Below are 14,097 nucleotides of genomic sequence, written 5' to 3'. Positions count from 1 at the left end.
CCCCGTCGATCAGTCGCGGCCGCGGCCGCGTCGCGCCACCAGCAGCGCCACGCCGGCGGCGACGAAGCCGATCAGCGACCAGGTCGGCAGCGACAGGCCCAGCACCGGCGGATAGGGCGTCTCGCACAACCCCGCCGTGCGAAAGACCCCGGGCAGCCAGCGCGCCGGCGGCAGGCCGTCGACGATCGGCTGCAGTACGTCGAAGCCGCAACTGCGCATCGAGGCGAGGATCCACACATGGCGTGCCGCGGCGATGCCGCCGCCCAGCGCCGACAACAGCGCGAGCCAGACGAAGAGGGTGCGGCCGGCGCCACGCCGCGGGAACGCGGCGGCGCAGAAAGCGAACAGCGCGACCAACAGGAAACCATAGCGCTGCAGGATGCACAGGGGACAGGGGTCCTCGCCTCTGGCGTACTGGAAATACAGCGCGCCGCCCACCAGCGCGAGGCAGACGATGCCCAGCGCGATCAGGGCGCGACGGGGGCGGCGGTCGGTGGCGGAGGGCGTGGACGAGTAGGCGTTCAGGGTCATCGAAAGGGCCAGGTTGAGGGCGGCAGGCGCAGCGCCGCGCTGCCAGCGATTGTATCGCGGACCGGCGCCGCGTCCGGCGTCGCGCACGCGCGGCACGCGTTTTCTTGCATCGTGGTGCGATTCTTCAGTAAGCTTTCATTTTTCTTTCGCATCGATTGGCGGCCGCGCCGCTTCCGTCCGGACCTCATCGCCACAGGAGCGCGCCATGCATCATGCGATCGGTTTCATCCAGGACCTGGCGGTGATCATGGCGATCGCCGGCATCATGACGATCGTGTTCCAGCGGCTCAGGCAGCCGCTGGTGCTGGGCTACATCGTCGCCGGCGTGGTGATCGGCCCCTACACGCCGCCCTTCGCGCTGGTGCACGACCAGAACACGATCTCCACGCTGGCCGAACTCGGGGTCGTCTTCCTCCTGTTCTCGCTGGGGCTCGAGTTCAGTCTGCGCAAACTGTTCCGCGTGGGCATGACGGCGCTCGTCGTGGCGCTGGCGGAGATTGTCCTGATGCTCTGGCTCGGGTTCGAGATCGGCCGGTTCTTCGGCTGGAAAGCGATGGACGCGTTGTTCCTCGGTGCGATGCTTGCCATCTCCTCCACCACCATCATCGTCAAGGCGCTCGACGAACTCGGCATGAAGCGCGAGCGCTTCGCGCAACTGGTGTTCGGCATATTGATCGTCGAGGATGTGCTGGCGATCGCGATGATCGCACTGCTCTCGGGCGTGGCGAGCAGCGGCTCGGTCGACTCGTACGACGTCGCGGTGACGCTGTGCCGGCTGGTGCTGTTCATGACGGTGTCGCTGGTGGTCGGCATCTCCCTGGTGCCGCGGTTGTTGCACTACGTCGCCGGTTTCGGCAGCAACGAAGTCCTGCTGATCACCGTGCTGGGTCTGTGCTTCGGTTTCTGCCTGATCGTCGTCAAGCTCGACTACAGCATCGCGCTGGGCGCCTTTCTGATCGGCGCGATCATCGCCGAGTCGCGTCACGTGCAGGCGATCGAGCGCCTGATCGAGCCGGTACGCGATCTCTTCAGCGCGATCTTCTTCGTCGCCATCGGATTGATGCTCGATCCGCGGGTGCTCGCGCAGCACACGATGCCGATCCTCGTGATCTCGCTCGCGGTGATCGTTGGCAAGATCGTCAGTTGCGGTCTGGGCACTTTTCTCGCCGGCAACGATGCCCGCACGTCGATGCGGGTGGGCATGGGCCTGTCGCAGATCGGCGAATTCTCCTTCATCATCGCCTCGCTTGGCATGTCGCTCAAGGTCACCAGCCATTTTCTGTACCCGATCGCGGTCGCCGTCTCGGCGCTGACCACGTTCAGCACGCCCTATCTGATCCGCGGCGCGGATCCGCTGACCCGGCGTCTGGCGTGCACGATTCCGCCGTCCGTTGCGCGCGCCGCCGGTTTCTATACCCAATGGGTGCAGGGGCTGTCGGCGGTGGGCGAGAAGGCGCCGCTGCGCGACATGGTGCGGCGCGTCGTCAAGCAGATCGCGATCAACCTGGCGCTGGTGGCCGCCATCTTCATCGGCGGCGCCTATTTCTCGCCGACGCTCGAGGCCTGGATCGCGCCCTGGGTGCCGAGCGCGCGAGCGCGCAGCGCGCTGCTGTGGGGCGGGGCGCTGCTGCTGTCTATGCCCTTTCTGGTGGCGGTGTACCGCAAGCTGAAATCGCTCAGTCTGCTGCTGGCGGAAATCGGCGTGCAGCCCGCGCTCGCGGGACGCTTTACGAGCGGTCTGCGGCGCGCGATCGCCGAAGTGGTCGCGGGCGCGGCGATGCTCGGCGTGTTCGTGCTGGTGGTGGCGCTGAGCGGGCGCATCCTGCCGCCGGTCGATCTGCTGATCGCGGTGCTGGCAGGCGCGGCGGTCTTGCTGGGCGCGACCTGGCGGTGGTGGATACGCATCCATGCCCGCTGGCAGATCGCGCTGCGCGAGACCCTCGAACAGGGGGGCGACGACCGCTGATGCCGCGGGCGCGCGTTGCGCGGCCGTGAAGGCGGCTGTGACGGCGGCTGTGACGGCGCGGCAGACGCGCATCCTGGCGCGCGGGCCTGATTGCTGCTGTATCGGGGATTATGGATAATCGACGCATTGTTGCGTCCACCGTTATCCCGACAGGAGTGTCCCGCCCATGACCGAGAAACCCGTGGATCTGCCCGAAGAAATGGGGCCGCCCGCCGCGAACGCGCCGGTGTCGCCAACGCGATCGCCCGTGGCCGGCGATACCGATGCGCCGACGCAGCGTGCCGCTGCCTATGGCGCTGCCGCCTGGACGCAGGCGCATCCGGAAGGGATGGGAGGGCTGGAAGCCACGCCGCCTCACTCATCCGCCGCGCCCGCCGCCGCGCCGTCGGCAGCGCCATTGGAGGAACCCGCCGGCGCGCCGCCGCAGCGCGCCCCGGCGTATGGCGCCGCCGCCTGGACGCAGGCGCATCCGCAAACCGGCGCGGCATCGGGCGCGGCCCTGTCCGAGCACATGCCCGACGCCACGTCGCCCGCGCGCCCGCCGGCCGATCCGCCCACCGGGCCCGCCGCGGCGCCACGTTATGAAAAAAGCTCCGAGTCGGCCTGGACGGTGCTGGGACGCATCGTCAACGCCCGTGCCCGCTCGGTGTTCGATCGCGCCGGACAGCGCCTCACCCAGCGCACGCTGAAGATCGGCGTCTCGGCGCGGATCTTCCATCCCGAACCGGGCGCCAAGGGACTGCGCGGCAAGACGCTGCAATACCTGGAGGAGTCGATCTCGCACTGGGTGATGTCGCGCGACGTGCTGGTGTTCATGGTGCCCACGGTGGGGCAGCGCGGCATGCTGCACCCCAGCAATATCCGTCTGCGCGATTACGCGAAGCACCTCGACGCGCTGGTCCTGCAAGGCGGCGCCGACGTGTCTCCGCAATCCTTCGCCGGTTCGCCGGATGCGCCGGTGACCCAACCCGAATGGCCTGGCGACCGGGTGCGCGACATGTACGAACTCGAGCTGCTGCACGAGTTCATCGAGTCGGGCAAACCGGTGCTGGGGATCTGTCGCGGCTGTCAGTTGATCAATGTCGCATTCGGCGGCACGCTGTATCAGGACATCGCCACCGACGTCCCGAGCGCCGGCATCCATGTGAACGATCAATACGACCGGTTGAACCACGCGATCCGGTTTCCTGCGGATTCCACGCTGATGGGCATGTTCGGCGGTCGCGAGCATGCGCTGGTGAACTCGATCCATCACCAGGCGGTGTCGCAACTCGGCCGCGATCTGCGCGTCGAGGCGGTGTCCGAAGGCGACGGCATCGTCGAGGCGATCCGTTACCGCAAGGCGCCGTTCGTCGTCGGCGTGCAGTGGCATCCGGAGTTCCACCACCCCGACGGCACGGGCTTGCTCGATTGCTCGCCGCTGCTCGATCATTTCCTGCGCGCCGCCCGCGAGACGCGGTTGTAGGCACCGCCGCCCGTCATCCTATTTTTGACGGCGACATTCGGCCGCAGCTTGAATTATGATTGCGGGCACAAGGCATGACGGTACAACCGAGAGGACTTGCCGGCGCGTCACAACGGTTGTGGATATGGAGAGGAAGAAGAGACATGGCAGAAGCAGCGGTACAGGAAAACAAGGCCAGGACCGTTTTCCGCGTGGTCAGCGGAAACTTTCTGGAAATGTACGATTTCATGGTGTACGGCTATTACGCCTCGGCGATCGCCAAGGCGTATTTTCCGGCGAACAGCGACTTCGCGTCGCTGATGTTGTCCCTCTCGGTGTTCGGCGTCGGCTTCCTGATGCGTCCTCTGGGTGCGATCTTCCTGGGGGCGTATATCGATCATCACGGCCGGCGCCAGGGCCTGATCGTGACGCTGACATTGATGGCGGCGGGCACGCTGCTGGTGGCGGTGGTACCCAGCTATTCGACGATCGGCATTCTCGCACCGGCGCTCGTGCTGCTAGGGCGTCTGCTGCAGGGCTTTTCCGCCGGCGTGGAACTGGGTGGCGTGTCGGTGTATCTGGCTGAAATGGCCACGCCGGGCCGCCGGGGCTTCTACTGCGCATGGCAGTCGGGCAGCCAGCAGGTCGCGGTGATCTTCGCCGCGCTGATAGGCGTGATGCTGCATGCCTGGCTGCCGGTCGAGCAAATGACCAACTGGGGATGGCGCGTGCCGTTCATCGTCGGTTGCCTGATCGTACCCTTCATCTTCGCGATCCGTCGTTCGTTGCAGGAAACCGAGGAGTTCCTGGCCCGCAAGCATCGTCCGTCGGTCGGCGAGATCTATCGCTCGATGCTCACCAACTGGCGCATCGTGGTGGCCGGCATGATGATGGTCGTGATGACCACCGTCTGCTTCTACCTGATCACCGCGTACACCCCGACGTTCGGCCGCACCGAACTGCATCTGTCGAGCATCGATGTGCTGGTGGTCACCGTCTGCGTGGGCATTTCGAACCTGATCTGGCTGCCGTTGATGGGCGCACTGTCGGATCGCGTGGGCCGTCGTCCGATCCTGATCGTGTTTACCGTGCTGACGCTGCTGACGGCCTACCCCGCGATGCGCTGGCTGGTGGCGGATCCGTCGTTCGCACGCCTGCTCGAAGTGGAGTTGTGGCTGTCCTTCCTGTTCGGCAGCTATAACGGCGCGATGGTCGTCGCGCTGACCGAGATCATGCCGGTCGAGGTGCGGACCGCCGGCTTCTCGCTGGCGTACAGCCTGGCGACCGCGCTGTTCGGCGGTTTCACGCCGGCGATCTCGACCTTCCTGATCCACTGGACCGGGAACAAGGCCGCGCCCGGCCTGTGGCTGTCGTTCGCGGCGGCCTGCGGTTTGGTCGCCACCCTGATTCTGTTCAAGAGTCAGGAATCGCGGCAACGCTATAAACTCGCCTAGCGCGGCGGGCTGAAAACCCGCGCCCCGGTCGATCCATCGCGGATCGTCCCCCGCCCGGGGCAAGCATCAGCCGGACGATGCCTTGCCGACGGCGCCGGCCAGCATCTCGGCCACCGCCTGCACGACGTCGCTCCAGTCGCGGCGCGTGCGCTGACGAAACAAGCGGGCCGCCGGATACCAGAGGTTGTTGCCCGCCACGTCGCACGCGTCCCAACGCCAGTCCGCGGCGAGTGGCAGCATGATGGCGAGCGGCGCGGCCAGTGCGCCGGCGAGATGCGCGACCGAGGTATCGACGCTGAGCACCTGATCGAGCTGAACGATCGCGGCGGCCGTGTCGGCGAAATCCTGGAAAGCGTCGCTGGCGAAGACGAGGGACGCGCGCTCGGCCACGGTTGCCAACACCGCGCGGTCATCGGCATCGATCTCGGTTTGCAGTACGTGCCATTCGATGTCGCGCAGCGCGAACAGCGGCAGCAGCGCGTCGAGCGGCACGGCGCGTTTGTCGAAAGCGGGAGCGGAAGGGGCGTCCGGGGCGTGGCGCATGAGATCCGGGCGGCGCCCGGACCAGGCCAGCCCCACGCGCAGCGGGCCGACGGGACCGGTGGGATCAGTGGGGCGCGCAGTGCGCCGCCGCAGGCGTGTGGCGAGCCGGCCGGGCCACGCGCGTAGGACGGGAGCGCGGCCACCGGCCGCCGGGGCATCGGCCCGCAAGGTGGGTTCGCCGGGCAGCCAGAGATAAGGCGGCGCAGGCGGCGTCTCGCCGATTCCCAAGGCCAACGGCAGGCTCGTCAACGGACAGTGCGCATCCACCGGCGGCAAGGGGGCGTCCTCGTTCAGCAGCGTTACGCCGGCGGCATCGGCGGCCGGCACCAGGAGGCGCGACAGCGGCGCGGGCACCGCAAGCACCACGTGCGCGACGCGTGCCGCGACCAGCGGTACGAAGCGAAAGAACTGCAGCGTGTCGCCGAATCCCTGTTCCGCGTGCACCAGCAAGGTCAGCGGTGCACGGCCCCGCGCCGCGTCGACATCGGCCGGCAGGCCGGACCAGCGGGGCACGGCGAACTGCGCTTGCGTGGCCCATACGGCGAGCCGCGCTTCGTAATCCTGCCAGGCTTGTCGATCGCCGCCTTCCGCAAGTCGCAGCGTCGCGCGCGCGAAGCGTCCCATGGCCGACGCGGGCGCGAGGCGCAGGGCCTCTTCGACGGCGGCCAGCGCCGCGGCGCGCTCGCCCGTCTCGAAACGCGCGCTGGCGAGGTTCTGCCAGCCGAGCGCGAACTCGGGGTCGAGTTCGGTCGTCCGCACGAAATGTCGCGCCGCCTCCTCCTGGCGGTCCAGTGCGGCGTAAGCGCAGGCCAGCTCGTGGTGCGCGAGGGCGAAATCGGGCGCCAGCCGCACCGCGCGTTCGAGCGGCGCGCTCGCCTGATCGGGGTCGCCGCCCAGCGCCACCGCCTGTCCGAGATTGACCAGCGCCGGCACGAAGTCGGGATCGATGCGCAAGGCATCGCGAAAATGCCAGAGCGACTCGGCGAGATCGCCCTGTGCCTTGATGGCGAGCCCAAGGTTGTTGTGCGTACCGGCATGCCGGGGCCGGATCGCCAATGCCGCCCGGTGCGCCTGTTCGGCAAGGTCGTGGTGGCCGAGCGCCGCCAGCGTGACGCCGCGGCTGTCATGGACCGCTGCTTCTGCGGGCAGGATGGCCAGGGACGCGTCGAAACAGCGCAACGCATCCGCCGGACGTCCTGCGGCAGCCTCGTGACGGCCGAGTGCGGCATGCGCCGCGGCCGCGATTTCCGGCACGGCGGAGCGGGCGGTATGCGCGAACGCCTGGTGTGCGGCATCGCGATCGCCCAGGCTTTGCAAGGCATGCCCGAGATTGAGGCGGGCCGCGTCGTGGTCCGGCCGGCGCGCCAGCACATCGCGAAAACACACGCATGCATCGCCGGCACGCTGTCGTTGCAGATAGAGCACGCCGAGCCAGTATCGCGCCTCGGCCGGCTGCACCTCGGCCGGCCGCACCGCTTCCCCGCCATCGGTCGCGGAGGGCTGCGGCGCCGCGGTAGGGCGCGAGGGTGCAGCAGCCTCGGGGACGTTCGCCAGAATGGACAGATAGGCGCGTTCGGCCTCGTCGAGGCGGCCGGCGCGATGCGCGTCGAGGGCGCGCGAAAGAGGCGAGGGGGGGGACGAAGCGGCGGCCAAGGCGATCTCGGTTCGTAAACGGCAACGGCCCCCGAAGGGGCCGCAGTCCCTATTCTGTTGCCAAGCCGGGAAGGCTCCGTAAGCGGATTTAGGCCGCTACAGCGTAAATGTCATCATTAGCATTTACAAATTTGTGCGCATTACGTGCGTCACCTTTCGAGCCGTCCGCTTCCGTATCCTCACCCCGTCGAAACCAGGTCGACCCCATCAGATAACCGCGCAGTGGATGTGCGGCGCACGGGCATTTGGTGGAGCCGGGGGGAATCGAACCCCCGTCCGAAGCGCACCAACATGGCAGTCTTTGTACGACTATGCCGCTAGTCTATCACGACTTCGAATCGGTCAGGCCGCGCAGCAACGTGGTGAGCGCATCGGGGGAGTCGATCAGCAGGTCCGCGCCCCATTCAGCCGGCGGCAGGTCGTTGCCGCAATAGCCGTAGGCGGCCGCCACTGTATACATACCCGCGGCATGACCGGCCTGGATGTCGCGCAGGTCGTCGCCGACATACAGAATGTCGGCGGGCGCGACGCCGATCAACTCGGCGGCGTGCAGCAACGGCGCCGGGTGCGGTTTCGCATGCGCGGTGGTGTCGCCGCCGACCACGCAGCCCGCACTGGGTTGCAGCAACAGTTGCTCGACCAGCGGGCGCGCCAGCCGTTCCGCCTTGTTCGTGACGATGCCCCAGCGGATCTCGCGTTCGACGAGGGTTGCCAGCAGGGCGTCGATGCCGGGAAAGAGCGTCGTCTCGACACACAGGTCCGCGGTGTAGTTGGCGAGGAATTCGTCGCGCATCGGCAGGTAATCGGGGTGCTCCGGCATGATGCCGAACGCGACCCCGAGCAGTCCGCGTGCGCCGGACGACGCCACTTTGCGCAAGGCCTCGAGCGGCACCAGCGGCAAGCCGCGGTCGCGCAGCATGGTGTTGGCGGCGGCCGCCAGGTCCGGCGCCGTGTCGGCCAGGGTACCGTCGAGATCGAACAGGACGGCTTTCGCCAGGCCGATGGGTTTTTCGCTTACCGGCGCGGCTTCGGGGACCTGCATCAGGTCGGCATCGGACATGTCAGGCACTCCGCTGGCAGGCGAACATGTAATTGATGCTGGTGTCGTCCGACAGCGAGAAGCGCTGGCTGAACGGGCGGTAGGTGATGCCCTTGAAGCCATGCGGCGTGAGGCCCGCGGCGCGGGCGAAACCGGCGAGTTCGGACGGGCGGATGAAGCGCTCGTAATCGTGCGTGCCGCGCGGCAGCAGCCGGGCGATGTATTCGGCGCCGATCACCGCGAACAGATAGGCCTTCGGGTTGCGGTTCAGGGTCGAGAAGAAGACCCAGCCCCCCGGACGCACGAGCGTCGCGCAGGCCTGTACGATCGCGGCGGGGTGCGGCACGTGTTCGAGCATTTCCATACAGGTGACCACGTCGAAACTGCCCGGCTCGCGCGCGGCCAGCGCTTCGGCGGCGATTTCCTCGTACTCGACCGCGACGCCGGTCTCGAGCGTGTGGAGATCCGCCACCCCAAGGGCTTCGGAGGAGAGATCGATGCCCTTGACGCGTGCACCGGCGACCGCCATCGATTCGGACAGGATGCCGCCGCCGCAGCCGATGTCGAGCACGCGTTTGCCGGCGAGGGGCGCAAGCGTGTCGATCCAGCCGAGGCGCAGCGGGTTGAGTTCGTGGAGCGGACGGAATTCAGCGCGGGGATCCCACCAGCGGGAAGCGATATCGCTGAATTTTTGCAGTTCGTGGGGATCGGCGTTCATGGTGTCTGGAGGATTCACAATAAGTCCAGTATATCGCCAGGCAGGCCGGAGGTTCGCGCTGCGGGAGCAAACGCGACGGAAAACGCGACACGAGCGTACCGGTCAGTGTCGGGGGGAAAAGGGCGAGCAGGAAAAAAGGGCAAAAAAAAGCCCTGCCGAAGCAGGGCTTTTCGACGTCCTACCGCTGATTACTGCTGAGCGGGCTGCGTCGTTTGCGTTTGCTGCGTGCCGACCACTTCCACTTCCACGCGGCGGTTCGGTGCCAGGCACGAAATCAGCGCCTTGCGGTTCTTCTGGTTGCAGTTCGTCACAACCGGGTTGCGCTTGCCCTTGCCTTCCGTATAGATACGGTTGGCTTCGACGCCCTTGCTGACCAGATAGGCCTTCACGGCTTGCGCGCGACGCTGCGACAGGCGATCGTTGTAACGATCCGAGCCGATACGGTCGGTGTAGCCGGTGGCAACCACCACCTCGAGATTCAGACCCTGAATCTTCGTCGCGAGGTCGTCGATGGCGCGCTTGCCGGCCGGCTTCAGCACAGCCTTGTCGAAGTCGAACAGCGTGTCGGCCTGGTACGTCACCTTCTGGCTGGTGATGACCGGAGCCGGTGCCGCTTCGACCGGTGCCGGCGGCGTCGGTGCCTGCGCAACCAGGGCGCCGTCGCACTTCGCGTTGGCGGTCGCCGGGGTCCAGAACGCATCGCGCCAGCACAGTTCGTTCGTGCCGTTCATCCAGACGTATTCGCCCGTGCCGTTCACCCAGTTGTCATTCGTCGCCTGGCGCGAGGCCGGCACCGATTGCGCGAATGCCGAGGCTGCCGTCACTGCGGAAGCTGCGATGAAGGCGAGCTTTGAAAATTTATTCATATTTCTCCTCTCGAAATTGAGATTACCGCAGCTTTCCTGCGAGCCTGATCACGTGGACAAGTCTTAGACCGCTCGGAGTATAACACTGCTCCCGACCGGGGATAGAGCGGGAACATGCCGAGAAAAGTCTGACTTCTGCGACGCATTTTGCCATACGGCGATGACGCTTTCGATAAAAATATGGAACCTTTGCGGACGACGTTGGTCGCGGCTGTGGTGCGCTTGCAACATCGTGAAATATCCCATGGCGACCCTTGCGCGGGACGCCGTTCTGGTCTCTCCACGCCAGTCGTGCAGATCGCTTCTATCGGCCCGGAAGGCGGGCCCGGCGGCATCCTCATGGGTCCCTACAGGCGGGGCAGTCGATAGGCGCTGGAGACGGGTCTGCGCCATGTTAAAATCGCCGGATGTGGTTCACCAGGGCGGGCGCCGTGGCGCTCGTTCCGTCAACGATACGGACAATGGATCAATTCGCGAAAGAGACTATCCCCATCTCCCTTGAGGAGGAAATGCGCCGTTCGTATCTCGATTACGCGATGAGCGTGATCGTGGGGCGGGCGCTTCCGGATGTACGTGACGGCCTCAAGCCCGTGCACCGCCGGGTGCTCTACGCGATGCACGAGCTGAACAACGACTGGAACCGCGCCTACAAGAAGTCCGCCCGTATCGTCGGCGACGTGATCGGTAAATACCACCCGCACGGCGACACTGCGGCGTACGACACGATCGTGCGGATGGCCCAGCCGTTCTCTCTACGCTACATGCTGGTGGACGGCCAGGGCAACTTCGGTTCGGTGGACGGCGACAGCGCGGCGGCGATGCGCTATACCGAAATCCGCATGGCGAAGATCGGTCACGAACTGCTCGCCGATCTGGACAAGGAGACCGTCGACTTCGCGCCCAACTACGACGGTGCGGAGCGTGAGCCGGTCGTCATGCCGGCGCGCGTGCCGAACCTGCTGATCAACGGTGCGACCGGCATCGCGGTCGGCATGGCGACGAACATCCCGCCGCATAATTTGAACGAAGTGGTCGCTGCGTGCCAGCATTTGCTGCAGCACCCGGACTCCACCATCGACGATCTGATCGAATTCATCCCGGCCCCCGATTTTCCGACATACGGCATCATCTACGGCATCACCGGCGTGCGCGAAGGCTATCGCACGGGGCGCGGGCGCGTCGTGATGCGGGCGAAGACCCACTTCGAGGACATCGACCGCGGCCAGCGCGAATCGATCATCGTCGACGAACTGCCGTACCAGGTCAACAAGCGCACGCTGCTCGAACGCATCGCCGAACTGGTGCGCGAGAAGAAGATCGAAGGCATCTCCGATATCCGCGACGAGTCCGACAAGAGCGGCATGCGCGTCGTCATCGAGCTCAAGCGCGGCGAAGTGCCGGAAGTGATTCTGAACAATCTGTACAAGCAGACGCAGTTGCAGGACACGTTCGGCATGAACATGGTGGCGCTGGTCGACGGTCAGCCGAAACTGCTGAACCTGCGCGAGATGCTCGACTGCTTCCTGTCGCATCGCCGCGAAGTGGTCACGCGCCGGACGATCTTCGAACTGCGTCGCGCGCGCGAACGCGGTCACGTGCTGGAAGGACTGGCGGTCGCGCTGGCGAATATCGACGAATTCATCGCGATCATCAAGGCCGCGCCGACGCCGCCGGTCGCCAAGCAGGACCTGATGGTGCGGCCCTGGGATTCGGAACTGGTGCGCACGATGCTCGCGCGCGCCGAAGCCGAGACCGCCGGCGGGCGCGAAGCCTACCGGCCGGACAGTCTGCTCGCCATCTTCGGCATGGGCGACGACGGGCTGTACCGTCTCTCGGACGTTCAGGCGCAGGAAATCCTGCAGATGCGCCTGCAACGCCTGACGGGCCTGGAACAGGACAAGATCGTCGGCGAATACCGGGACATCATGGCGCAGATCGCGGACCTGCTCGATATCCTCGCCAAGCCCGAGCGGATCACCACGATCATCGGCGACGAGTTGAACGCGGTGAAGGGAGAGTTCGGCGACGCGCGCCGCTCGCACATCGAGCTGAACGCCACCGAACTCAATACCGAGGATCTGATCACGCCGCAGGACATGGTCGTGACGATGTCGCATACCGGCTACGTGAAGTCGCAGCCGCTGTCGGAATACGCGGCGCAGAAGCGCGGCGGGCGCGGCAAGCAGGCGACGCAGATGAAGGAGGACGACTGGATCGAGACCCTGTTCATCGCGAACACGCACGACCATATCCTCTGCTTCTCGAACTTCGGCCGCGTCTACTGGGTCAAGGTCTACGAGGTGCCGCAGGGCTCGCGCAATTCGCGCGGCCGGCCGATCGTCAATATGTTCCCGCTGCAGGCGGGCGAGAAGATCACGGTGGTGCTGCCGGTGCGCGAGTTCTCGGCGGACCGCTACGTGTTCATGTCGACGGCGCTCGGCACCGTCAAGAAGACGCCGCTCGAGGCGTTCAGCCGGCCGTTGCGCAAGGGCATCATCGCGGTCAACCTGGACGAGGGCGACTATCTGATCGGCGTGGCGATCACCGATGGCCAGCACGACGTGATGCTGTTCTCGGATGCCGGCAAGGCGGTGCGCTTCGATGAAAACGACGTGCGGGCGATGGGCCGCGAGGCGCGCGGCGTGCGCGGCATGCAGCTGGAGGAGGGGCAGCATTTGATCGCGATGCTGGTGGCGGGCAGCGGCGAGCAGTCGGTGCTGACCGCCACCGAGAACGGTTTCGGCAAACGCACGCCGATCGGCGAGTACACGCGCCATGGCCGCGGCACGAAGGGCATGATCGCGATCCAGACGTCCGAGCGCAACGGCCGCGTGGTGGCGGCGACGCTGGTCGAACCCACCAGCGAGATCATGCTGATCACCACGGCGGGGGTGCTGATCCGCACGCGCGTGTCCGAAATCCGTGAAATGGGGCGGGCGACCCAGGGTGTTACACTGATCAGTCTGGATGAGGGAACACGCCTGTCCGGCCTGCAACAGGTCGCCGAGACCGAAGCGGACGACGTCCTGCTCGACGAAGATACCGATGAAAATGAGAGTGACGTCGGCGCTGAAGAGTAGAATCTTGCCGGATGCGGTTTTCGGGAGAGCGGTTGCGAGCCGCGTCCGCCCTCCCGACGCACACAGGTTTGATCGAATACCCGGCCGATTCTCTGCGACTTTTATTTGGAGTGATGATGCAAACACGTTTTAAACATCTGGCGCTGCTCGCCCTGTTCGTTTCCCCGCTGTCGATGGCGCAAGCGCTGCAGGATCAAAGCGCCCCGGCACCGACCGTCGCGGTCGCGCCCGCCGACCCGGCGAAGGCCGCGGCGATCAAGGATCTGCTGAAGGCCATCGACGGCGACAAGCTGGCGAGCGCGATCGGCAACAGTGCGCAGATGCAGGCGAAGCAACTGGTCCCGGCGATTCTCTCGGACGCGCTGTCCGAGAACAAGACGCTGAACGACAAGCAGAAGCAGGCCGCCGTGCCGCAACTGCAAAAGACCGAAGTGCCGAAGCTGGTGGACGCGGCGGGCCAGGTTTTCGCGACCGAGAACTTCCGTCGCGAAGCGGTGACGGCGCAGCAGGACGCGTACAACAAGTACTATTCGACGCAGGAAATCAAGGACCTGACCACGTTCTACACGAGCCCGGCGGGCCGCAAGTTCATCCAGGTCCAGGATCAGGTCGGCCGCGACGTCGTCAATGGCCTGATGCAGAAGTACATGCCGCAATCGATCCAGGCAACGCGCTCGCAGGCGGATCGCGACGTTTCGGCGATCAAGCCGGCTGCGGCGAAGTAAGCGAATCCGCACGCCACCGGCCCTGTCGGGCGGCGTGCTCGTAGCCAACGGCTGCCACGGCAGCCGGCGATGGTGAGA

The 14,097-nt window shown here is 66.1% G+C and carries 10 protein-coding genes and 1 other RNA gene; 5 read left to right on the top strand and 6 right to left on the bottom strand.

What is annotated here, in order from left to right:
* Window positions 1–9 precede the first annotated feature (9 nt).
* A complete protein-coding gene (locus tag OVY01_RS15860) occupies window positions 10–531 on the bottom strand; it encodes a disulfide bond formation protein B (RefSeq protein WP_267848539.1) in 522 nt (173 codons plus the stop codon).
* Between the two features lie 205 nt (window positions 532–736).
* Between OVY01_RS15860 and OVY01_RS15855 the strand changes: the two genes are divergently transcribed.
* The 3 genes from OVY01_RS15855 (at window position 737) to OVY01_RS15845 (ending at window position 5,395) form a co-directional block, all read left to right on the top strand.
* Window positions 737–2,497 (top strand): cation:proton antiporter, encoded by a 1,761-nt coding sequence (locus OVY01_RS15855; RefSeq protein WP_267848538.1) that lies wholly within the window; start codon window positions 737–739, stop codon window positions 2,495–2,497.
* A 166-nt stretch (window positions 2,498–2,663) separates the two neighbouring features.
* A complete protein-coding gene (locus OVY01_RS15850) occupies window positions 2,664–3,962 on the top strand; it encodes a gamma-glutamyl-gamma-aminobutyrate hydrolase family protein (protein WP_267848537.1) in 1,299 nt (432 codons plus the stop codon).
* 143 nt (window positions 3,963–4,105) lie between these two features.
* Entirely contained in the window at window positions 4,106–5,395 is a 1,290-nt protein-coding gene (locus tag OVY01_RS15845) for an MFS transporter (protein ID WP_267848536.1), read from the top strand.
* A gap of 66 nt (window positions 5,396–5,461) precedes the next feature.
* Here OVY01_RS15845 and OVY01_RS15840 read toward each other — a convergent pair whose 3' ends face one another.
* The 5 genes from OVY01_RS15840 to ompA form a co-directional block, all read right to left on the bottom strand.
* The gene (locus OVY01_RS15840) at window positions 5,462–7,591 is read right to left on the bottom strand and encodes a tetratricopeptide repeat protein (RefSeq protein ID WP_267848535.1); all 2,130 of its coding nucleotides are present in this window, start codon (window positions 7,589–7,591) and stop codon (window positions 5,462–5,464) included.
* 21 nt (window positions 7,592–7,612) lie between these two features.
* Window positions 7,613–7,942: a transfer-messenger RNA gene (gene ssrA, locus OVY01_RS15835) on the bottom strand.
* Window positions 7,917–8,633: an HAD-IA family hydrolase gene (locus OVY01_RS15830; RefSeq protein WP_267848580.1), complete on the bottom strand. Its 717-nt coding sequence runs from the start codon at window positions 8,631–8,633 to the stop codon at window positions 7,917–7,919. The genes ssrA and OVY01_RS15830 overlap by 26 nt, the downstream gene beginning before the upstream one ends.
* 19 nt (window positions 8,634–8,652) lie before the next feature.
* Window positions 8,653–9,348, bottom strand: coding sequence for a bifunctional 2-polyprenyl-6-hydroxyphenol methylase/3-demethylubiquinol 3-O-methyltransferase UbiG (gene ubiG / locus OVY01_RS15825; protein ID WP_267848534.1), 696 nt, complete (start codon window positions 9,346–9,348; stop codon window positions 8,653–8,655).
* A gap of 188 nt (window positions 9,349–9,536) precedes the next feature.
* On the bottom strand, window positions 9,537–10,214 hold the full coding sequence (gene ompA / locus OVY01_RS15820) for an outer membrane protein OmpA (RefSeq protein WP_267848533.1): 678 nt from the start codon (window positions 10,212–10,214) through the stop codon (window positions 9,537–9,539).
* 461 nt (window positions 10,215–10,675) lie between these two features.
* Here ompA and gyrA point away from each other — a divergent pair, with 461 nt between their 5' ends.
* Window positions 10,676–13,294 (top strand): DNA gyrase subunit A, encoded by a 2,619-nt coding sequence (gene gyrA, locus OVY01_RS15815; RefSeq protein ID WP_267848532.1) that lies wholly within the window; start codon window positions 10,676–10,678, stop codon window positions 13,292–13,294.
* A gap of 116 nt (window positions 13,295–13,410) precedes the next feature.
* A complete protein-coding gene (locus tag OVY01_RS15810) occupies window positions 13,411–14,019 on the top strand; it encodes a DUF2059 domain-containing protein (protein WP_267848531.1) in 609 nt (202 codons plus the stop codon).
* Window positions 14,020–14,097: the final 78 nt, after the last annotated feature.

This window comes from Robbsia betulipollinis, assembly GCF_026624755.1.
Lineage (GTDB): Bacteria > Pseudomonadota > Gammaproteobacteria > Burkholderiales > Burkholderiaceae > Robbsia > Robbsia betulipollinis.
This window is presented reverse-complemented; position numbering and strand designations above follow the sequence as displayed.

Coding starts and splice junctions, on each gene's coding strand:
- OVY01_RS15845 (WP_267848536.1), top strand. CDS start 4,106: ATGGCAGAAGCAGCGGTACAGGAAAACAAGGCCAGGACCGTTTTCCGC.
- gyrA (WP_267848532.1), top strand. CDS start 10,676: ATGGATCAATTCGCGAAAGAGACTATCCCCATCTCCCTTGAGGAGGAA.
- OVY01_RS15860 (WP_267848539.1), bottom strand. CDS start 531: ATGACCCTGAACGCCTACTCGTCCACGCCCTCCGCCACCGACCGCCGC.
- OVY01_RS15855 (WP_267848538.1), top strand. CDS start 737: ATGCATCATGCGATCGGTTTCATCCAGGACCTGGCGGTGATCATGGCG.
- OVY01_RS15810 (WP_267848531.1), top strand. CDS start 13,411: ATGCAAACACGTTTTAAACATCTGGCGCTGCTCGCCCTGTTCGTTTCC.
- OVY01_RS15830 (WP_267848580.1), bottom strand. CDS start 8,633: ATGCAGGTCCCCGAAGCCGCGCCGGTAAGCGAAAAACCCATCGGCCTG.
- OVY01_RS15850 (WP_267848537.1), top strand. CDS start 2,664: ATGACCGAGAAACCCGTGGATCTGCCCGAAGAAATGGGGCCGCCCGCC.
- ubiG (WP_267848534.1), bottom strand. CDS start 9,348: ATGAACGCCGATCCCCACGAACTGCAAAAATTCAGCGATATCGCTTCC.
- ompA (WP_267848533.1), bottom strand. CDS start 10,214: ATGAATAAATTTTCAAAGCTCGCCTTCATCGCAGCTTCCGCAGTGACG.